Source organism: Brevundimonas bullata (genome assembly GCF_003350205.1).
Lineage (GTDB): Bacteria > Pseudomonadota > Alphaproteobacteria > Caulobacterales > Caulobacteraceae > Brevundimonas > Brevundimonas bullata.
In genome coordinates this window covers 16,276-35,167 of record NZ_QLLC01000004.1, presented here as the reverse complement: position 1 = coordinate 35,167, position 18,892 = coordinate 16,276, and the positions used below count along the sequence as shown (strand labels likewise).

General features: G+C 67.0%; 17 protein-coding genes and 2 tRNA genes. 11 read left to right on the top strand and 8 right to left on the bottom strand.

Features of this window, described 5'->3' with window-relative positions:
• Positions 1 to 156 precede the first annotated feature (156 nt).
• The 3 genes from DXK21_RS02745 (at position 157) to DXK21_RS02735 (ending at position 1,351) form a co-directional block, all read left to right on the top strand.
• Positions 157 to 705 (top strand): cold-shock protein, encoded by a 549-nt coding sequence (locus DXK21_RS02745; protein ID WP_245945074.1) that lies wholly within the window; start codon positions 157 to 159, stop codon positions 703 to 705.
• A 25-nt stretch (positions 706 to 730) separates the two neighbouring features.
• Entirely contained in the window at positions 731 to 1,207 is a 477-nt protein-coding gene (locus DXK21_RS02740) for a DUF192 domain-containing protein (protein ID WP_114816256.1), read from the top strand.
• A 67-nt stretch (positions 1,208 to 1,274) separates the two neighbouring features.
• Positions 1,275 to 1,351: transfer RNA gene (locus DXK21_RS02735), tRNA-Pro, on the top strand.
• Between the two features lie 545 nt (positions 1,352 to 1,896).
• Here the strand turns inward: DXK21_RS02735 and DXK21_RS02725 are convergent.
• From DXK21_RS02725 to DXK21_RS02715, 3 genes are all read right to left on the bottom strand, one after another.
• The gene (locus DXK21_RS02725; RefSeq protein ID WP_114816255.1) at positions 1,897 to 3,636 is read right to left on the bottom strand and encodes an amidohydrolase; all 1,740 of its coding nucleotides are present in this window, start codon (positions 3,634 to 3,636) and stop codon (positions 1,897 to 1,899) included.
• A 16-nt stretch (positions 3,637 to 3,652) separates the two neighbouring features.
• The gene (locus DXK21_RS02720; RefSeq protein ID WP_114816254.1) at positions 3,653 to 5,098 is read right to left on the bottom strand and encodes an alginate export family protein; all 1,446 of its coding nucleotides are present in this window, start codon (positions 5,096 to 5,098) and stop codon (positions 3,653 to 3,655) included.
• 86 nt (positions 5,099 to 5,184) lie between these two features.
• Entirely contained in the window at positions 5,185 to 5,892 is a 708-nt protein-coding gene (locus tag DXK21_RS02715; protein ID WP_114816253.1) for a polysaccharide biosynthesis/export family protein, read from the bottom strand.
• Between the two features lie 124 nt (positions 5,893 to 6,016).
• Between DXK21_RS02715 and DXK21_RS02710 the strand changes: the two genes are divergently transcribed.
• Positions 6,017 to 7,462, top strand: coding sequence for a GumC family protein (locus DXK21_RS02710; protein ID WP_114816252.1), 1,446 nt, complete (start codon positions 6,017 to 6,019; stop codon positions 7,460 to 7,462).
• 63 nt (positions 7,463 to 7,525) lie between these two features.
• Positions 7,526 to 8,227: a P-loop NTPase family protein gene (locus tag DXK21_RS02705; protein WP_114816251.1), complete on the top strand. Its 702-nt coding sequence runs from the start codon at positions 7,526 to 7,528 to the stop codon at positions 8,225 to 8,227.
• On the opposite strand, the gene DXK21_RS02700 is transcribed toward DXK21_RS02705, so the two are convergent.
• Genes DXK21_RS02700 through DXK21_RS02680 form a run of 5 tightly spaced genes read right to left on the bottom strand, consistent with a single transcriptional unit; the run spans position 8,224 to position 13,850 of the window.
• Positions 8,224 to 9,171: a glycosyltransferase family 2 protein gene (locus tag DXK21_RS02700; RefSeq protein WP_114816250.1), complete on the bottom strand. Its 948-nt coding sequence runs from the start codon at positions 9,169 to 9,171 to the stop codon at positions 8,224 to 8,226. The genes DXK21_RS02705 and DXK21_RS02700 overlap by 4 nt on opposite strands.
• Complete coding sequence (locus tag DXK21_RS02695) at positions 9,168 to 9,911, bottom strand: polysaccharide deacetylase family protein (protein ID WP_114816249.1); 744 nt, start codon at positions 9,909 to 9,911, stop codon at positions 9,168 to 9,170. The genes DXK21_RS02700 and DXK21_RS02695 overlap by 4 nt, the downstream gene beginning before the upstream one ends.
• Positions 9,908 to 10,846, bottom strand: coding sequence for a glycosyltransferase family A protein (locus DXK21_RS02690; RefSeq protein WP_114816248.1), 939 nt, complete (start codon positions 10,844 to 10,846; stop codon positions 9,908 to 9,910). Before DXK21_RS02690 ends, DXK21_RS02695 begins: the two co-directional genes overlap by 4 nt.
• Positions 10,843 to 12,294, bottom strand: coding sequence for a lipopolysaccharide biosynthesis protein (locus DXK21_RS02685; protein ID WP_114816247.1), 1,452 nt, complete (start codon positions 12,292 to 12,294; stop codon positions 10,843 to 10,845). The genes DXK21_RS02690 and DXK21_RS02685 overlap by 4 nt, the downstream gene beginning before the upstream one ends.
• The gene (locus DXK21_RS02680) at positions 12,294 to 13,850 is read right to left on the bottom strand and encodes an exopolysaccharide biosynthesis polyprenyl glycosylphosphotransferase (protein ID WP_114816246.1); all 1,557 of its coding nucleotides are present in this window, start codon (positions 13,848 to 13,850) and stop codon (positions 12,294 to 12,296) included. The genes DXK21_RS02685 and DXK21_RS02680 overlap by 1 nt, the downstream gene beginning before the upstream one ends.
• Before the next feature lie 137 nt (positions 13,851 to 13,987).
• Between DXK21_RS02680 and DXK21_RS02675 the strand changes: the two genes are divergently transcribed.
• The 6 genes from DXK21_RS02675 to DXK21_RS02650 all read left to right on the top strand — a co-directional run bounded on the left by DXK21_RS02675 (position 13,988) and on the right by DXK21_RS02650 (position 18,879).
• A tRNA-Ser gene (locus tag DXK21_RS02675) sits at positions 13,988 to 14,079 on the top strand.
• Positions 14,080 to 14,235: 156 nt separating this feature from the next.
• The gene (locus DXK21_RS02670; RefSeq protein ID WP_114816245.1) at positions 14,236 to 14,700 is read left to right on the top strand and encodes a Ros/MucR family transcriptional regulator; all 465 of its coding nucleotides are present in this window, start codon (positions 14,236 to 14,238) and stop codon (positions 14,698 to 14,700) included.
• Between the two features lie 229 nt (positions 14,701 to 14,929).
• Entirely contained in the window at positions 14,930 to 16,327 is a 1,398-nt protein-coding gene (locus tag DXK21_RS02665) for an ammonium transporter (RefSeq protein ID WP_114816244.1), read from the top strand.
• Positions 16,328 to 16,464: 137 nt separating this feature from the next.
• On the top strand, positions 16,465 to 17,145 hold the full coding sequence (locus tag DXK21_RS02660; protein WP_114816243.1) for a TorF family putative porin: 681 nt from the start codon (positions 16,465 to 16,467) through the stop codon (positions 17,143 to 17,145).
• Between the two features lie 117 nt (positions 17,146 to 17,262).
• The gene (locus DXK21_RS02655) at positions 17,263 to 17,565 is read left to right on the top strand and encodes an SCP2 sterol-binding domain-containing protein (RefSeq protein ID WP_114816242.1); all 303 of its coding nucleotides are present in this window, start codon (positions 17,263 to 17,265) and stop codon (positions 17,563 to 17,565) included.
• Positions 17,566 to 17,670: 105 nt separating this feature from the next.
• Positions 17,671 to 18,879 carry an acyl-CoA dehydrogenase family protein gene (locus DXK21_RS02650; protein WP_114816241.1) on the top strand — a complete coding sequence of 403 codons (1,209 nt, stop codon included), beginning with the start codon at positions 17,671 to 17,673 and terminating at the stop codon, positions 18,877 to 18,879.
• Positions 18,880 to 18,892 lie beyond the last annotated feature (13 nt).

Sequence of the window (18,892 nt, the reverse complement as noted above, 5' to 3'; positions counted from 1 at the left end):
AGCTATCCCCCTGCATCATGGATCGTGGTCGCCCGCTCAGCGGGAAGGGGCGCTTTTGTCGATGGTCGGGCTTAAAATCGTCATTTTTGTTTTTCCGCAGTTCACAGAACCGTGTTAATCATAGCCTCTGCACGCTTTGCAGGCGAGGGTTGTGAGTTGTCGGACTACGACGAGATTGAAGCACCGGATGTCGTCCTGATCGCCGGTACGGTGAAATGGTTCGATCCGGGCAAGGGCTATGGCTTCATCGTGCCCGATGAGCCGGACCTGACCGAGCTGAAAGATGTGCTGCTGCACGTCAGTAGCCTGCGGGACGGGGGGCATGAGGTCGCCGCCGAAGGCGCAGTCATCACTTGCGAATGCGCCCGCCGCGCCAAGGGATGGCAGGTCGTGCGCGTGATCGATCTGGGGCAGGGGCAGCCGACGCCGATGCGTCGCGAAGCGCCGCGTGCTTCGGCATCGCCGCGCCCTATCTTTGAGATGACCGGCGATGGCCCGCTGGAGACAGCGGTCGTCAAATGGTTCAATCGCACCAAGGGCTATGGATTCGTGGTGCGCGACGGCGCGGCCGGCGATATCTTCGTCCATGTCGAAACGCTGCGACGCTGCGGGCTGGATGATCTGGCGCCCGGCGAGGCGGTGCAGGTGCGGTTCGCCGACGGCCCCAAGGGCCTGGTGGTGGCCGAGATCAGGCCGGGCGAATAGGTTTCGCCCATTGGGGGGCGAAGTCATGGGTTTCTCGCGTCGTATGCTGTTGGCGGGCGTCCTTGCGGTCGCGGGCCTGGCCTCCGCCTGTGCGCCGAAGGGGCCGGTCGATGCCGCCGGTCAGCCGCTGGAACCGCTGAGCATCGTCACCGCCTCGGGCGAGCATAAATTCATGGTCGAGATCGCCGACGACGACGCCGAGCGCGCGCGCGGCCTCATGTACCGCCCGCCGCTGGAAGACGACCGGGGAATGCTGTTCCAGTTCCCGGCGGCGACCGAGCAGAGCTTCTGGATGAAGAACACGCCCAGCTCGCTGGACATCATCTACATCGACCCGCAAGGTCGGATCGTCTCCATCGCCAGCCACGCCACGCCCTATTCGCAGACGCCTCTGCCCTCGAACGGCGCGGCCAACGGCGTGCTGGAATTGCGCGCCGGCCGGGCCGACGAGATCGGCGCCAAGCCCGGCGACCAGGTTCGCCACAGCTTCTTTCGCCCCTAATCCAGATTAAGGCCTTGAATGCGTTGCGGTGGGACGCCCGCCGTGTCATGAGGGCGCTCCATCGGTTCGGGGTGTAGCGCAGCCTGGTAGCGCATCTGGTTTGGGACCAGAGGGTCGGAGGTTCGAATCCTCTCGCCCCGACCATGGAATAGCCCGTTTGGGCTGGATGAGTTTTACACTCATCCAAGAGGCGCAATTGCTGCCTTTCGATCCGTTTTCTTGATCGACATTGCCCTTGATCCCATAAGCGGACACAGTGAACGTCCGCTAAGGGGGCGGACCTAAGCTATGACTTTGGCCTCGCCAATCGCTCGCCCTTCCCAGAGAAAGAAGCGACCGGCGTTACGCATAATGGTCGCAGCTTTCTCGCCGGACAGAAAAACCATCCCCAAGCGTCGCTCTTCACCTGGTTTCAAGGGCTCACCAAGTAAGATGGGCCAAGCGTCACAACCCTCGAGCGGCTCTTCAAGAGACACCATGCATGGGCAACCCCAACCGAGGTGTGCCGGTGTCTTGCGGCCCCCATCCGCCGTTGCGTACATCCGTACGTCAGCAATCAAGTGGGGCTCAGCGTTCCTAAGGAAGTCTTCGCGGGTCATGACCTTAGCTTGAGGGTGGATTGCGGAGACCGCAATGGGGTCGAAAGCAGACTTGAGCACCCTGCTTGAGGTGGGACGAGCGTCTCCACCTCAGCCAGACCAGACCTCGCGGCCTTCCTTCCAGGTGCTGGTGACCTTGATCGCCGCCAGCTTGTCGCGGTCGATGGTCATGGGGTCAGCGTCCAGGATGGTCATGTCGGCGAGCTTGCCGACGGCCAGGGAGCCCTTGCGGTCGTCTTCGTAGTGCTGCCAGGCGGCCCAGAGGGTCATGGCCTTCAGGGCGATGTCGACGGGGACGCATTCATCGGGGCCGAGGATGTCGCCCGAGCGGGTGCGGCGGGTGACGGTGGCGGACAGGACGCGCATGGCGTCGGGATTGGCCACCGGCGCGTCGTGGTGGCTGGTAAAGCGCATCCCGCGTCGCACGACCGAGGCGCAGGGCGAGATGAACTCGGCCCGGCGCGGTCCCAGAACCGCGTCCCTGTGGAAGTCGCCCCAATAGAAGGTGTGCATGGGGAAGAGGGACGGCACGATGCCCAGGGTCTTGAGTTCGTCCAGCTGATCCATACGGACGGTCTGGCCGTGGATCATGACCGGGCGACGGTCCTTGGCGCCGTGCCGGTTTGTGGCGTCGCGCACCGCGCCGATCAACAGGTCGATGGCGGCGTCGCCATTGGCGTGGACCTCGATCTGCCAGTCGTTTTTGAAGGCCAGTTCGACCGCGTCCAGAACCTGTTGCTCGGTCGCGGCGGGATAGCCGCGATAGGAGGCTGGCTTGCCTTCGGGCGGAATATAGTAGGGCTGCGACAGCCAGGCGGTCTTGCCCTGGGGCGAGCCGTCAATGGTCAGCTTGACCCCGCCGATGCGGTATTTGCCGACGTAGTTCTTGCGATATAGCGGCGTCGCCATGACGTCGGTCGAGGTGAGAATGTCGGGGAAGGACAGGATGTCGATGGGCAGCTCGCCACGCTCGGCCAGCATGGCCATCATGCGGCAGGTGTCGGTCGAGGAGCGCCCATCCTGAGCCGTGGTGTAGCCGAAGCTGGAATAGAAGCGCGCGCCCTCGCGGATCATCTCAAGGTTGGCCCGAAGGTCCAGGCGGGTGAACAGGGCGCCCATGACCGTGAAGAGGGCGGTTTCCTCCATCACCCCGTTGGGTTCCTGCGAGCCGTCTTCGCGGCGGAAGGCGCCGCCGTCGGGGTTGGGCGTCGAGGCGCTGATCCCGGCGGCCTTCAGGGCCGCGCTGTTGGCCACGCCCAGGTGGCCGGACTGGTGCATGAACAGGATCGGCACGCTGTCGGAGATGGCGTCCAGCTCAGTCCGTGTCGGGTGGCGATGCTCTTTCAGCTGGGAGTCGTCATAGCCGAAGCCGATGACCAACTGGGTGTCGCGGACCAGCTGTTCGTGGGCGTTCATCCAGTCGCGGGTGATGCCTTGCAGGGCCGGGATGTCGTCGCCCTGGCCGTCGGGCGCAGGAAGCAGGTTGGCGTAGCGCGCCTGCAGGCCGACCATCGACACGTGGCCGTGGGGATCGAAGAAGCCCGGCAGCAGGGTGCGACCGTCCAGATTGACCACTTGGGCGTTGCGGCCCACAGCCGCGCGGGCGGCGTCCAGCGAGCCCACCGCGACGATGACGCCGTTGCGCACGGCCACGGCCTCGGCGGTCGGCATGGCGTCGTCGATGGTCAGGATGGGGCCGCCGGTGAAAATCATGGCCGACGCGCGTGACTGGGCCATGGCCGAGCGCCCTCCGATCAGGGCGGCGCCGGCCAGGGCGCCCGCGCCGGCCAGCAAGCTGCGGCGGTCGGTCGGCGGTGCGAGCAGGGTCATGGACGTCTCGTTCGGTTCAGTAGTTGGCGATCAGATTGACGTAGGCGCCGGCCCAGACGGGTGCGTCCTCGACGATGGACTTGGTCCCCGCGCCGGGCACGGAGACGGAAAAGCCCGTCGTTAGGTACAGGTTGGCCGATATCGCGCGAAAGTACTCGACGTAGAGGTCGTCGGACAGGTGGTGGCGGGTGACGCCGGTGATGGGGTTGTCGATGTCGTCGCCCTCGACGCGGGTCGCCTGACCGAACTGGATCGGGCTGCGCAACTGGTCGGCTTCGATGCGGTGGATGCGCAGCGTGAAGGTGTCGGCCGGCGTCGGCGCGACGCTGACTGCGACCTGCCAGGAGTTCACATTGGAGTTGATGAAGACCATCGACGACTTGGTGCCGGTCGACCAGGCCGAGGGGTTGCCCTCGTAATAGAGAGGGTCGAACCGCTCCAGCCGGGGGGTGTCGGGATCGTCGCCGGAGAAGGTCTGATAGCCCAGGGTGAAGGTCGGCTTCCAGCGATGTTCGGCGAAGGCGTAGCCGATCTGGGCGCGGCCCGCCCAGGCGCGCAGGTCGATGCGGTCGTTGCGCTCGACCGCCAGATCCGCCGCCATGAAGGCGTTGGGCGCGCCCCTGAGCGGCGAGCGGATGTAGAGATTGGCGAACTTCAGTCCGTCGCGGGCGCCGGGAATGATGCTTGGAACGCCGATCCCGCCGGGCGGGGCCTTGGGGTAGGGGGACTCGGATTCGAGCACCTTGCCCGCCGTCAGGCCGATGACGGCGTTGGGGTTGGCGTCGTAGCGGATGTCCACGCCGGCCAGTCGATTGTGGCTGTCGTTGTCCGGCGACTCATTGGGGTCAAGGTAGAAGGCCGTGCCCTTGAAGCCGCCGCGGCTGACCTCGCCTAGGGCGGCGAAGGCCCAGGCCTTGCGCGGGCCAAGCTTCAACGCGCCGCGCGAAAATCCACTGGAGCCGCCCGCCTCGATCAGCATCCCCGTGCCGGCCTTGAAGACGCGCGGACCGACGGAGACGTCGAAGGTGGTCTCATCGGCCTTGTAGCGCCAGCCGAGGTAGCCTTCCTCTAGGGTCGCCCGGCCGGTATCCCCGGCGTCGAAGGCGTCGGTGCCCACGGTCATGGAGGCCACCGCCGACACGCCGCCATAGAAGGTGGCGCGTTCGCCCACACGCCGCTCAAAGGTCAGGCCGGGCTTTACATAGGCTTCGAACCATTCGGCGTTGGGGTCGAAATCGGTGACGCCGGCCACCGTCTCCGAGAACCGCCAGAAGAGATCGTGTTCGGCGACCAGATTGCCGCCCGCCTGCAGATGCGCCCGTAGGGTGGTCCCGTCCTTGTCGTAGAGAACCATGGGGTCGTCGTCGGCCGCGTTCTGTCCGTCCTCCTGTGCCGCCCATGTAGGCGAGGCGGCCAGGGCGAGAGCGGCGGCGAGGACCGGAAAGCCGGAGCGAATGCGCATGGGTCGGTCCTCTAGCGGGGCGACAGATCCCAAGAGGCAACGCCAGACCAAGCTCGGCAGTTCCGCTATGCGGCGAAAAGATGGCCTCAGGTCGAGGCGTAGCCGCCGTTCAGGGCATAGCTGAAGCCGATCGGCAGGGCGGCGCGGAACAGGGTGAAGAAGGCGGCGAGCTCGCCAAGGGTTGAGCGCGGCACGAAGATGATGTCGCCGCGATGCAGGGGCACGACCTCGGCCCGGCGCGGACGAAGGTCAATGGCGCGCATCATGCGCACCCCGCCTGGGCCGCGTCGGATCAGGGCGGCCTGGGCGGATTTGGCCGAGGGCAGGAAGCCGCCGGCCATGATGACGGCCTGATAGGCGTCGATGTCGCCGGGCATGTCGAACACGCCGGGATTGCGGACCTCGCCGTCGACCCAGACCTTGAGCGGGCCGGCCAGGCGCAGGGTGACTTCGACCTCGGGGCGGCGCAGCTGAGCGGCGTAACCCTCGGCGACGTCGGCCTCCAGTTCGGCCAGGGTGCGGTCCGCCGCCATGACATGGCCCAGCAGCGGTAGGGAGACGCGCCCATCGGGGCCGATCTTGAGCTGACGGGTCAGCTCGGTCGCGGTGGGCAGGGCGACCTCGATCTCGTCGCCAGGGAAGAGCAGGTATTCGGGGGCTACATCCGTCCACGGCGCGAAGGCCAGATCGGCGGGCAGGGGCGCGCCGGGCAGGGGCGGTTGGCCACGACCGCTGGCGCAGCCCGCCAGGCCGGCGGCCAGGCCCATCAGGATAAGGCGGCGATCAGGGATCATGAGGGCGCGAACAGCTGTCGTTTTCGAATGAAGGTGAAGCTGGACCCTTATGGGTAACGCCCGGTTAACGTGGGTCATTCAAGGGTAGCGCCTGAAAGCTTCCTGGAATGGATTTCCCCGGCTCATGCGTTTGGCCTCTCGTGCAGCAGCTCGACCGCGTTATGGCGTCCTCGACGTCGTGGCGCTGCTGTTCCGCGAACTGTGGGTCATGGTGCTGGTCTTCGCCGTCCTGTTCGTCCTGGGCGCAGGAGCGGTTCTGACGCTGAAGAAGACCTATACCGCCGGGGCCAGCCTGTTCGTCGGCGTGGGTCAGGAATACGTCTATCAGCCGCGCGTCGGGGTGAGCGAGAGGGGCTCGCCGCCGACCGCCGCCGAGGTGGCGCAGTCGGAAGGGGCCATCCTGAACAGCACGGAGGTCAAGCGCCGCGTGGTTCGCGCCATGGGCGTCGAGAGCTTCCAGGACGGCAAGCCGTCCAAGGCCAGCCCGGCCAAACAGGAAGAAAACGCGGTGCGCGCCGTGGCCTCGGGCCTTGAGGTGGTGGTGACGCCGCTCAGTCCCGTGATCGGCCTGCGTTATGAAAGCGATGATCCCGCCCTGTCGGCGCGGGTGCTGAACACGGTCATCGAGCAATACCTGACCTATCGCCGCGAAGTCTTCCAGGACCGCGCCACGCCGGCCATCCAGACCCAGCGCCGGGCCTTCGAGGACGAGCTGTCCACGGCGGATCAGGCCTATGAAGAATTCTTGCGCACCAACAATATCGGCGACTTCGCCACGGCCAAGGCGACGCTGGCGGCCGCCTATCAGTCCATCTTCACCGAGCGGATGGCGGTGCAGGCGCAACTGAACCAGGCGGCGCAGCGTCTGACGACGCTGGCGGGCCAGCAGAGCCGCACCCCGGTCGAGATCGCCCTGCAGCAGGACCTGAACATTTCGGCGCAGGACCAGATCCTGCAACTGCGCACCCAGCGCGAGGATCTGCTGAGCCGCTATCGGCCCGACGCCCAGCCCGTGCGTGAGATCGAGGCGCGGATCGCCCAAATGCAGGCCTATGTCGGCACTGGCACGGCGGTCGGGGCCAAGGAGGTCCGCACGGGGCCGAACCCTGTCTGGGTCGAGCTGGAGACCACGCGGATCAACGCCCAGGCCGAGCGCGACGCCCTGGCGGCGCGTCTGGCCGTGCTGGATCGTCAGGTGGTGGACCTGCGCACGCGTCAGGCCCGTCTGACCGAGCTTGAATCCCGCAACGCCACCCTGGCCGGCAACCGCGAAGTCCTGACCGCCTCGATCCGCGAGTTCCAGCAGCGCGAGACCCAGAGCCGCGCCGACAATGAGCTGGTCAAGGCGGGCGCCGATAATGTCACGGTGATCGAGCGCGCTCAGCCGCCGTCAAAGGGCAAGAGCCTGAAGGCGCCGCTGATGATCGCGGCCTTCCTATTCGCCGGTTTCACGGCCCTTTGTGTCGGCTTGCTGCGGGTCTTCCTGCGGCGCGGGTTCTCGCTGCCCTCGACGGCCAGCCGCACCTTGCAGATGCCGGTGCTGGCCGTGGCGCCGATGAAGGCGGGCTGAGCCTCTTGGATGCGCCGGCCCATGCTAGGCTGACGCATCAATGATGGGCGCGTAACCGATTCGATGGTGGATCTGACGACGGAAATGGCGGGACTGTGGGCGGCGCTGGGACCAGCGTCGGCTCATCGCGGCCGCGTCATCCAGTTCGCCTCGGCCACAACCGGAGACGGCGTCTCGACCGTGGCGCGCGAGTACGCTCGCCTAGCGGCTGTGCGGGCGCGCAAGCCGGTCTGGTTGATCGATGGTGATCTGAGCCAGCAGGGACAGATGGACGTGATCGCGTCCGAACCCGAGCGGTTCGGTCGTCTGGCGGCTCCGGTCCAGGCCTCGCCGGACAGTTCCGCCTTCTATGCCGTCACGCCGCCGATGCGGGGCCGCGACGGTTTGCCGGTCAAGCCGGCCCGCCTGATGACCGCGCGGGCCTGTCTGGGCGGGCGGCTGTTCGTCACGCGGTTCCATACCGAGCTGCTGCGCGCCGGTCAGCGGGTCGAGCCGGTGGGTGAGGCGCGCTACTGGACGGCCTTGCGCGCCCATGCCGACACGGTGGTGATCGACACCCCCGCCGCCGACCGCAGCGACATGGCCATCACCCTGGCGCCCTTTGTCGACGCCACCATCCTGGTGGTCGCCGCCGAGACGACGGCGGCCAGCGAGCCAGTGGCCCTGCGTGACGAAATCGACGCCGTGGGCGGACGCATCGCCGGCGTGGTGATGAACCGCTCCACCTGGGCGCCGCCGCCAATGCTGAAGCGGCTGGTCGGCTAGATCTTCTGGCGCTCCAGCCGCGCCAGTTCGCGCGTGCCGTAAAAATGCGGCTCGAACCCCTTCATCCAGAACAGTTTTCCCAGGCCGCGCGCGGCGCGATCCAGCCTATCCGCGCGCCTCGGATCACGGATCAGGATCAGGGGCAGGGCGGCCAGGGTCCAGACGGCGGTCTGGGCTGCGCCGATGACCATCCAACGGGCGACGGCGGGCCAGTCACGGGCGGCGGCGGCGGTCTGGCTGGGCCCCTGGCCATAGGCGAAAGCGCGGGTCAGGGCGTAGCGCAGGGTAGCGCGGTGCGGCGGCGCGAACTCGTCCACCCAGGCGTCGGCGGCCCAGCCGAAGCGGCCGCCCCGTGCCGCCAGGGCCGTGAACAGGGCGTCGTCCTCGCCGCCTGATTGGTCCGCTGAGGTGTTGAACGGGGCGACGCCGGGCAGGGCGGTAGCGCGCACCAGCAGGGCGTTGCCGCAGCCGTAAGGCTGGTCGATCAACTGCGACTGCGCCGGGCCTTCGCGACCGAAAAACCGTTCGAGGTAGTGGGTGGTCCAGCCCGTTCCGTCGGGGACGCGCCCCCGGATCGGACCGAAGACGGCGTCGGCGCCGGTCGCTTCCTGGCCCGCCAGCAGGGCCGCCAGCCAGCCGGGCGAGGCGGCTTCGTCGTCGTCGAGGAAGGCGATCAGGGGCGCGTCTGTGGCGGCCAGACCTTCGTTGCGGGCGGTGGCGACGCCGGGACGGGGGGCGTGACGCCAGACCAGGGGCACGGGGGAGGCGGGACGCAGGCGGTCCACGGTGTCGCGCGAACTCGCCGCCGGATCGTTGTCGACGACGACGATCTCGCGCAGACGGTCCGAGACGTCGGTCTGGAGGAACAGCGAGCGCAGGGCGCGCTCCAGACTGTCGGGGCGACGCAGGGTCGGGATGACGACAGCGACGTCGGTCGCGTTCATGCCGCCAGCACCTCGCCCACCGTGCGGATGTCGCAGCCGGTCGCGCGGGCATGGGCGATCAGGCGCGACAGGGCGTCAGGCGTGCAGCCCCAGGGCGAAGGGGCCTCGCGGACGTCGTGGGTGTAGAGAATCAGCCAGGCGTTTTCAGACACGGCGCGGTCGATCCACTGGCGAGCGACAGCTTGACCCTCCGGGCCTTCGATGCCGACGCCCGGCAACTGGTTCAGGTCGCCGCCGTCGTGGACAAGCCCCTTGTGCACCCCGCGCAGCGATGCATAGCGCCCGGCCAGCAGGGCCTTGGCGCGCGGCGAGACCTCGCCATAGGGATAGGCGAAATGGATGGGGGCGGCGCTCAGGTCGTGCAGGGCGGCGTCATTGGCGTCGAGGTCGGCGATCAGTTCAGCCTCGGGCGTTCGGTGGCAGTCCAGATGGCCGAAGGTATGGCCCGCGACCTCATGGCCGCGTCGGATCAGATCGCCGATCTCGCTGCTGTCGGCAAAGCGGCCCATGTGTCCGTTCTGCCCGAACAGGCCGGCGCAGACGTAGAAGGTCCCCCGCGCGCCATGCGCCTCCAGCGCCTCGGCCCCGGCCTGTCCGGCGCTGGCGGGGATGTCGTCGAAGGTGAAGCTGACGGTCGGTCGGGTCAGGCCCAGGCGCGCCGGGCGCCGGTGCGTCAGTCGGGCGAAGCGGCGGCGCAGCTTGCCCTTCAGGCTGACGTCAGGCGTGTAGGGCTGGATCATATCGCCTCCGCATAGAGGGCGGCGCGGTAAAGGCGCAGGCTGAAGGCGCGCAAGGGCACGGGCAGGGCGGTTAGATGGGCGGCGCGCTTGAACAGGGGACGGACGGCCTTCAGGCCCGGCACGGCCTTCAGCTTTTTCGCCACGCGATAGCTGGGATAGGCGGCGACGAAGTCGGGGTGGCGGGCGACGACACGGGCGAAATTGGGCGCCGACTGTTCGTACTTGGCGGCCAGGGCCTCGACCGTGTCCAGACCCATGTGGGTGGCGGTGTTGTCCAGATGGACGACGGCGAACCGGCGCGAGACGCGCATGGCCCATTCCACGTCCTCCCAGCCCCAGCCCGAAAAACCGGGATCGAAAGCCTCGGTCTCGAACACGTCGCGGCGAACCAGAAGGTTGGAGGTGAAGACGTATTTCTCGGGCTGCAAGGCGCGCTGCTCGTGAGACAGGCAGTCCGACTTGGCCGCCATGCTGCGATGAACGGCGAAGCGGGCCTCTTGAGGGGCCTGCAACAGCGAGAAGCCGCCGAAGGCCACGGCGGGCGCCTGTTCGGTCGTCAGCCTCGCCCAGGTTTGCAGAAAGCGGTCGTGGTCGGGCCTCATGTCGCTGTCGAGGAACAGAAGGCTCCCGCCCCGTGCGGCGGAGGCCAGCCGGTTGCGGCCGATGGAGCGGCCCTCATTGGCGGGCAGGGTGATCAGGCGCGTCGGCAGGGCCAGGGCGTCGATCTGGGCCGTCAGACGGGCGGTCAGGGCGGGGTCAGCCGTGCCGTCATCCAGCAGGACCAGTTCGACCGCGCCATCCAGGGCGAGGGCTTCGCGCTCCAGAAGCGCCAGCAAGACGCCTGGATCATCGCGAAGGAAGGGGATCAGCACCGACAGGACCGGACTGGCCATCGGCCAGCCTGGGTTGTCGTGGATCTGGGCCGAGGCGCTCATGCGACGGCTCTCCGGGCACGAACGGCGGCCCGAAGCCGCTGGCCGAGTTCGCGTACGCCGCCAGCGTTCAGGGCATAGGCGCAGACGCCGTAAACGGCCGCTCCGACCGAGGCGTCCAGCATCAGTTCGGCAAAGCCGCCGATAGCGGGCAGGAACCAGACGACAAGGGCCATGACGGCGGCGGCCAGCGAGGAGCGGATCAGGGCGTTCCATGGGATCGGCAGCGGCAGGATGCGCCGACCGATGGACAGCGACGCGATCAGGCCGACGGCGAAGCTGGCGGCTGTGGCCCAGGCCGCGCCGAGAACGCCGAAGCGCGGAATCAGCAGCAGGTTGAGCACGACATTGGTCAGGGCCGGAACGCTCATGGCCGCCAGCAGCCAGCCGGTGCGGCGGCCCAGGGTGAAGGCCTGATGGAAATAATAGACGGTCATGCCCGACAGGAAGGCCGAGAGGGCGATCCATGGCGTCACCAGAATGGCGGCGTCACGCAGCTCCTCGCCGATCATGAACTCCGACAGGGGGCGGGCGACCAGGGCCACGCCAACCGCGGCGGGCAGGCCGATCAGGACCAGGGTCGAGGCTTGCTCTCGTGCGGCGGCGATCAGCGGGCGGCGGCCGCCGCGCTCCAGCGCCATGACCAGGGCCGGGGTTCCAGCCGTGCCCAGCCAGATGAAGAGGACGTCCAGCGTCCGATTGGCGATGCTGTAGCTGGCGTGATAGGCGCCGACGGCGGCCTCGTCGAGGAAGAGGGCCAGCAGGAAGCGGTCGGTCGAGGCCAGCACTAGCGAAAGCCCGAGCGAGGCCGCGATGGGATAGCCATAGACGGCGTAGGTCTTGAGTCGCTGGGTATCGACCACGCCCTGCCGCGCCTCGCGCAGTTCGCCAGGCAGGAAGAAGGGCATCGCCATCAGAGGCGCGATCAGCAGGCCCGCCAAGGGCGAGGCGCCGCCCGCGCCGGCCAGGGCGAAGGCTGCGCCGACGGCGAGGCCGGCGACGCTGTTCCAGATGTCGAGGGTGGCCGCCTTGCGAACCTCGCCCGAGGCGCGATAGCGCTCCTGCGCCAGTTTGGAGAAGCAGCGTACAGGAATGCCGAACAGGGCCATCGCCAGAGGGAAACGGAAGGCGTCCGGCATGGGCCACAGCCAGATCGCCAGCCCCACGAGAGGCAGGAACAGGCCGCTGACGATGAAGGCCGTGCGGTACAGGCTGGCGAAATGGCTGGCCATGTCCGCGCCTTCGCGCTGGGCGGCCCAGAACCGCGCCATGGCGGCCTCCAGCCAGCTGAAGCTCGCCACATGGGCCAGGGTCATGACCGACAGGGCTAGGGCGTAGCGCCCATAGTCCTCGGCGCTGAGAAGGCGGGTGAAGACGATGATCGTCAGAAAGCCGATCAGGCCCTGCATCACATTGGCAGGCAGGTAGCCCAGTACGCCACGCCAGAACATCAGCGCACCGAGATCCTGTCGCCCAGCAGGACGGGCACGGTGACGGCGATCACCCAGAGGTCCAGCCAGAAGGACTGACGCTCGATATAGTCGATGTCCAACTGGACCCGGCGGCGAACTTCGGCGGCGGTGTGCATGGGGCCGCGAGATCCGTTGATGGCCGCCCATCCCGTCATGCCGGGCTTGATGCGGTGGCGATGGGCGTAGTCGGCGACCAGACGGGCGGACTCGGTCTCTCCGGTCTTCATGCCGATGGCGTGCGGACGCGGGCCGACCAGGGACATTTCACCGCGCAAGACATTCAGGAGTTGCGGCAGTTCGTCCAGGCTGCTGACGCGCAGGAAGCGGCCGATGCGGGTGATGCGGTCGTCGTCGGCCGTGACCTGGCGGGCGGCGGTGGCGTCGGCGGTTTCGTGCCGCATGGTGCGGAACTTCCACACCACGATCTCTTCCTGATTGAAGCCGTGGCGGCGCTGACGGAACAGGGCCGGGCCGGGGCTGTCCAGCCGCACCAGGGCGGCGATCAGCAGCAGGGCCGGCGACAGCAGCATCAGACCGACAAGAGACAGCACGATGTCCTGCAGTCGCTTGTTGAACGCCCGGCGATCAGGATCAGCAGGCCCCTCCAGGGGCGCCAGCGGGGCCTGGGCCAGGGTCTCGAGCGCGGCGTTGCGTTGCTCGGCGGCCTTGGGATCGACCAGCAAAGTCAGGGGGATCGGCAGGGCGCCGAGGCGGGCCGTCAGGTCCCGCACGCGGGCCTCGGCCTTGGGGTCGATGGCCAGGACGATGCGGTCGATATAGGGCGTCAGCCTGTGGTTCAGCAGGGCGTCGGCCTCGCCCAGCACCGGCACGCCCTCGACGGCGTCGGGCGAGCGGGCCAGACGATCATCGAACACGCCCAGCACGTTCAGGTCGCGACGCTGCAGCGCCTCCTGAATCAGCCGCTGGGCATAGCGGGTGGCGCCGACCACGACGATATTGGGCGTCAGAACGCCGCTTCTACGCCAGTCGGCGACCAGCAGGCTCCAGGCGGTGTGCAGGCCCAGCAGCATGACCAAGGTCGCGGCGCCCCACTGGGCATAGGCGGACCAGGGCGTCGCCGCGCCATGCAGGGCGAGCCCAAGCATCGCAGTCAGGCCGACCCCCGCCGTCACGACGCCGGCGACCGAGGTCAGGTGCCGTGCAAGGCCATGACCCTTTTCGAAGCGATAAAGGCCCAAGGAGCGCATCAGGCCCAGGATCGCCAGGGCGCCCAGGGCAAAGGGGGCGATATCCGCCAGGCGGGCAGACAGCAGCGCGCCGGGGATCAAGCCTGCAACGGCGACAGCCGCAACGGCGCCGACGCCGACGATGTCGAAACCGCGAAAATAGAAGACCCGCAGCCGGGTGGCGTTTCTCTGGCGGGTGTTCAGCCAGACATCGGGACGAAAGGGGCCACGACGCGGATGAGGCGAGGCTGACGCCGAATCAACTTCGGCGACGGCTGATCGACGACCCTGTTGCGCTTGGACGCGGGGGTCGTTCGCGGGTGAAAAAAGGGTGTCGGCGGACGTCATAAGGCGGTTTTGAACGTTTCTGAGGCTTGAAGAGCCCCGTTTTTGTCGCACGTGGCCTATCTATGGCGCGTTAACGCGACAGTTGGCAGGTCCCCCGTTGCACAGCGCCTCGCGACTCGCTATGCACGCCGCCTGCCGGAGACGTGGCCGAGTGGCTGAAGGCAACGGTTTGCTAAATCGTCGTACCCTGTAAGGGGTACCGAGGGTTCGAATCCCTCCGTCTCCGCCAGATTTCCCTGATGAAAATCAAAGCCTAATCCCCGGATGGGGCGTCCTGCCGGCGGCGCTGGCAGGCTGGGTTGGTGCAAATACTGGACGCCAGGGCGCTACAAGCCAGATCAGGGCCGTGATAGTCTTGGTTTTTAACGCCAGTTTTGGGGGCTATATGAACGACGCCGATACAGGGGCTGACATCCTCGGCATGACGACTGACATCGTTTCGGCTTATGTCAGCAACAACAAGGTTGAGGCCTCAGCCCTGCCGGGAATGATTGCGGCCATTCATGGCGCCCTGTCGGCGACGACCGCTCCCGTTATCGAAGAGGTGGTGGAAACCGTCACGCGTCCGACGGCGTCGCAAATCCGCAAGTCGATCACCGACGACTTCCTGATCTCGTTCGAGGACGGCAAGCAGTACAAGTCCATGAAGCGGTCGCTGGCGATCAAGGGACTGACGCCGGCGGAGTATCGGGAGAAGTGGGGCCTGCCCGCCGACTACCCGATGGTGGCGCCTGCCTATGCGGCGGCGCGGTCAGCGATGGCCAAGTCGATGGGTCTGGGGGCCGGGGGACGCAAGCCCGCCGCCACCGCGCCGGCCAAGCGTGGACGGCCCGCAAAAGCCACCGCATAAACAACGAGGGGCCGGTCGCGAGACTGGCCCTTTTCAATTGCCGATCATGTCGCGGCTAGACGTGCGCGCCTGTGGGCCGGGATGGCCCCAGGTTCGGGTGTGGTGTGCCTAAGTCATTGATCCTGATCTTCATCAGCATGAATGATCAGTATCCCGCATTTTTCCTCTTGCCGCCTTCGCAATTGCAATAAATAGTTCGCAACTGCGAAACGCATGAGGGGATACAGGCATGACGCAGTTCAAGAACAGCTTACCGGGCCTATTGGCCCTTCTCTGTCTGACCGGCGGGTTATTCGCCGTCGGAGCGGCGCTTGCGGCGCCGGACGCCGCGACCGTCGCCAACATTGCTAGTGCTGCTGTAACAGCGTCGGAGCCTGCTCCGGCGCTGTTTTCACATCAGGTTCCGCTGGAGCTGGATGCGGCGGGCACGGCCTGGCTGGGGACCTCCACCGCCCTGGTCCTGCTGATGACCCTGCCGGGCCTGGCGCTCTTCTATGGCGGTATGGTGCGCCGCAAAAACGTGATCGCCACGATCACCCAGTCGGTCGCCGCCTTTGCGGTGGTGTCGCTGACCTGGTTCATCGCCGGCTACACCATCGCCTTCGGCACCAACGGCGACGAAGGGATCAACCAGTACATCGGCAGTCTGGACGCCCTGTTCCTGAATGGGGTGACGGTGGATACGGCCCACAGCCTGCTGCCGGGCATCCCGGAGTTCCTCTGGGTGTCGTTCCAGCTGACCTTCGCCATCATCACCCCGGCGCTGATCACCGGGGCCTTCGCCGAGCGGTTGAAGTACTCGGGCATGCTTCTGTTCACGGCCCTGTGGTCGCTGATCGTCTATGCCCCTATCGCCCACTGGGTCTGGGGCGGCGGCTTTCTGGGCGCGCAAGGCGTTCTGGACTTCGCCGGGGGCGCAGTGGTTCACGTCAACTCGGGTGTGGCGGGTCTGGTCTGCGCCCTGTTCCTCGGGCCGAGGAAGGGTTACGGCGTCGAGCCCATCACGGCGCACAACCCCGTTCTGACCATGATCGGCGCCTCGCTGCTGCTGGTTGGCTGGATCGGCTTCAACGCCGGTTCGGCAGGCGCGGCCAACGGCCTGATGGGGGCCGCCCTGATCAACACCCTGCTGGCGGCGGCTGCGGCCTCCCTGGCCTGGAAGTTCGTCGAGGTCGTCTACAAGAAGAAGTGGTCGCTGATCGGCGTCCTGTCCGGCGTGGTCGCGGGTCTGGTCGCCATCACCCCGGCGGCGGGCTTCGTCGATCCCAAGGGGGCGGTCATCATCGGCCTGATCGCCGGTCCGGCCTGCTATGTCTCGTCGGTCTGGCTGAAGAAGCTGCTCAAGTATGATGACAGCCTGGACGCCTTCGGCCTGCACGGCGCCGGCGGTCTGGTCGGCGCCCTGTTGACCGGGGTCTTCGCCTCCACGGCGATCAACAGCCTGTCGGAAGGGGCCAATATCGGGGCTCAGGCCCTGGGGCTGGTCTGGACCATCCTGTGGAGCGCGGTCGGCACGCTGATCATCCTGCTGATCTGCAAATACACCACAGGCCTGCGCGTCACCGACGAGCAGGAAGAGGATGGCCTGGACGCGCATCTGCACGGCGAAGTGCTGGACGGCGTCTGAGGCGAGGGGCGGGACGCGGCGCCTCCCCGCCGCCATGCCCTGAGAACCTGACAAGGGAACCAAGGCCCGGTCGCGCTCCATCAGCGACTGGATGAGTAGGCGTGACCGAAATCAATCAGACTTTGAGGGGATATGTCATGAGACTTGCACTTGCCTGCGTTTCACTGCTGGCGCTGAGCGTAGGGGCTGGGGCCGCTCAGGCTCAGGCCGCGCCGGAGGTCGCCTTCAACATCGGCGTGGTCAGCGACTATGTCTTCCGCGGCGCCAGTCAGACCAATGAGGACCCGGCGCTTCAGGGCGGAATCGACGCCACCTTCGGCGGCGGATTCTACGCCGGGACCTGGGCGTCGATGGTCGATTTTGGCGATGGCACAGACGCCGAAGTCGATCTGTATGGCGGCTATCGCACCGAGGCGGCGGGTTATGCGTTGGACTTCGGCGTGGTCGGCTATCTCTACGTCAATGAACCCGGCCCTGCGGACTACAACTTCGTGGAGTTCAAGGCGGCGGCGTCGCGGGCCATCGGTCCGGCGACCCTGGGCGCGGCGGTCTATTACTCGCCGGACTTCTTCGGAGCGGATGACGCCGCGACCTATCTGGAAGCCAACGCCGCCTATGCGGTGGCCGACAAGTGGACCGTCTCTGGCGCGGTCGGGCATCAGTGGCTGGACGTCAATGCGGACTACACCACCTGGAACCTGGGTCTGGCCTATGCCCTGACCGATTATCTGGCGGTGGACGTGCGCTATCATGACACGGACGTGGACGGGCCGCTGACCGACGACCGCTTCGTGGTGGGTCTGAAGGCCGGCTTCTAGGGGGCGACGGGGCGGCGATCTGGCGCGACCAGTCGCCGCTTTCCCTAGCGTGATCTTGGCGCCGCCCTCGCAGCGGGCTACGCCTTCGCCTCAATCTTGCTCTTGGGAGAGACGCACTTGGACCTGAACGCTGTCACTGAACACATCCGCGGCGCCGTCGGCGAAAACTCCGGCCTTGGCAAGACCGTCAAGCTGGACCTCGGCGATGTCGGCAAGATCTTCATCGACGGCGCCTCCGTGCCGAACTCGGTGTCGAACGAAGACAAGCCCGCCGACGCCACCGTCTCGATGAAGTGGGACGACTTCGTCGCCCTGTCGGAAGGCAAGCTGGACCCGATGATGGCCTTCATGCAGGGCAAGCTGAAGATCGCAGGCGACATGATGATCGCCCAGAAGCTGGCGCCGCTGCTGAAGCGCTGATGCGTTTCTGAGCAACCCAAAAAAGAACGGCGCGGCTTCCTCGGGGCCGCGCCGTTTTGCTATCGGCGCTCGCAGAAGCGCGATGAAGAGTTTGAGGACACGATCATGGATTTCGCCCCTTCCGAACGCGGCCTGATGTGGCGCGAACGCCTGTCGCGCTTCATCGAAGACCACGTCGCCCCGGCCGAGGCGGAATACCGCGCCCAGGTCCACGCCAATCCCAAGGTCCAGGCGCCGGTGATGGAGGCGCTGAAGGCCAAAGCGAAGGACGCCGGCCTTTGGAACATGTTCCTGCCGGGCGAGCACGGCGCCGGTCTGACCAATCTGGAATATGCGCCCCTGGCGGAGCTGATGGGGCGGCGGCTGTGGTCGGCCGAGGTGTTCAACTGCAACGCCCCCGACACCGGCAATATGGAAGTCCTGCATATGTACGGCGACGCCGCGCAGCAGGAACGCTGGTTGAAGCCGCTGATGGCCGGCGAGATCCGCTCGGCCTTCCTGATGACCGAGCCCGAGGTGGCCTCGTCCGACGCCACCAATATCCAGACCAGCATCGTCCGCGACGGCGACCACTATGTCGTCAACGGCCGCAAATGGTGGTCGACCAATATGGCCCACCCCAACGTCGCCATGACCATCGTCATGGGCAAGACCGACCCGGACGCCGCCACCCACCAGCAGCAGAGCCAGATCATCGTGCCCGTGGACACGCCGGGCTTCCGCGTCGAGCGGATGCTGTCGGTGTTCGGCTATGACGAGGCGCCGATCGGCCACGCCGAGGTGGTGCTGGAGAACGTCCGCGTCCCGGTCGCGAACCTGATCGCGGGGGAGGGGCGAGGCTTCGAGATCGCGCAAGGGCGGCTTGGCCCTGGCCGCATCCACCACTGCATGCGCGTGATCGGCGCGGCTGAACTGGCGCTGGAGCTGATGTGCGAGCGACTGCTGTCGCGCACCGCCTTCCGCAAGACCCTGGCCGAGCATTCGGTGTGGGAGCAGCGCGTGGCCGAGGCCCGCACCAATATCGAGATGTGCCGCCTGCTGGTGCTGAAGGCGGCCTGGATGATGGACGAGGTCGGCGCCAAGAACGCCAAATCCGAGATCGCCCAGATCAAGACGGCGGCGCCGAAGATGGCGCTTCAGGTCATTGACGACGCGATCCAGGCCTTTGGCGGGGCGGGCGTGTCGGGCGATACGCCGCTGGCCGAACTCTACGCTACGGTTCGCACCCTGCGGATTGCCGACGGCCCGGACGAGGTGCACAACCGCACCATCGCCCGTCTGGAATACGCCAGGCACGGTGGTCTGCGCCGCTAGGAAAAAATAGGGG

What these genes read in the sequence shown, in the direction of transcription:
- DXK21_RS02740 (WP_114816256.1), top strand. Translation starts at nt 731, where the DNA reads ATGGGTTTCTCGCGTCGTATGCTGTTGGCGGGCGTCCTTGCGGTCGCG.
- DXK21_RS02725 (WP_114816255.1), bottom strand. Translation starts at nt 3,636, where the DNA reads ATGACCCTGCTCGCACCGCCGACCGACCGCCGCAGCTTGCTGGCCGGC.
- DXK21_RS02720 (WP_114816254.1), bottom strand. Translation starts at nt 5,098, where the DNA reads ATGCGCATTCGCTCCGGCTTTCCGGTCCTCGCCGCCGCTCTCGCCCTG.
- DXK21_RS02715 (WP_114816253.1), bottom strand. Translation starts at nt 5,892, where the DNA reads ATGATCCCTGATCGCCGCCTTATCCTGATGGGCCTGGCCGCCGGCCTG.
- DXK21_RS02710 (WP_114816252.1), top strand. Translation starts at nt 6,017, where the DNA reads ATGCGTTTGGCCTCTCGTGCAGCAGCTCGACCGCGTTATGGCGTCCTC.
- DXK21_RS02705 (WP_114816251.1), top strand. Translation starts at nt 7,526, where the DNA reads ATGGTGGATCTGACGACGGAAATGGCGGGACTGTGGGCGGCGCTGGGA.
- DXK21_RS02700 (WP_114816250.1), bottom strand. Translation starts at nt 9,171, where the DNA reads ATGAACGCGACCGACGTCGCTGTCGTCATCCCGACCCTGCGTCGCCCC.
- DXK21_RS02695 (WP_114816249.1), bottom strand. Translation starts at nt 9,911, where the DNA reads ATGATCCAGCCCTACACGCCTGACGTCAGCCTGAAGGGCAAGCTGCGC.
- DXK21_RS02690 (WP_114816248.1), bottom strand. Translation starts at nt 10,846, where the DNA reads ATGAGCGCCTCGGCCCAGATCCACGACAACCCAGGCTGGCCGATGGCC.
- DXK21_RS02685 (WP_114816247.1), bottom strand. Translation starts at nt 12,294, where the DNA reads ATGTTCTGGCGTGGCGTACTGGGCTACCTGCCTGCCAATGTGATGCAG.
- DXK21_RS02680 (WP_114816246.1), bottom strand. Translation starts at nt 13,850, where the DNA reads ATGACGTCCGCCGACACCCTTTTTTCACCCGCGAACGACCCCCGCGTC.
- DXK21_RS02670 (WP_114816245.1), top strand. Translation starts at nt 14,236, where the DNA reads ATGAACGACGCCGATACAGGGGCTGACATCCTCGGCATGACGACTGAC.
- DXK21_RS02665 (WP_114816244.1), top strand. Translation starts at nt 14,930, where the DNA reads ATGACGCAGTTCAAGAACAGCTTACCGGGCCTATTGGCCCTTCTCTGT.
- DXK21_RS02660 (WP_114816243.1), top strand. Translation starts at nt 16,465, where the DNA reads ATGAGACTTGCACTTGCCTGCGTTTCACTGCTGGCGCTGAGCGTAGGG.
- DXK21_RS02650 (WP_114816241.1), top strand. Translation starts at nt 17,671, where the DNA reads ATGGATTTCGCCCCTTCCGAACGCGGCCTGATGTGGCGCGAACGCCTG.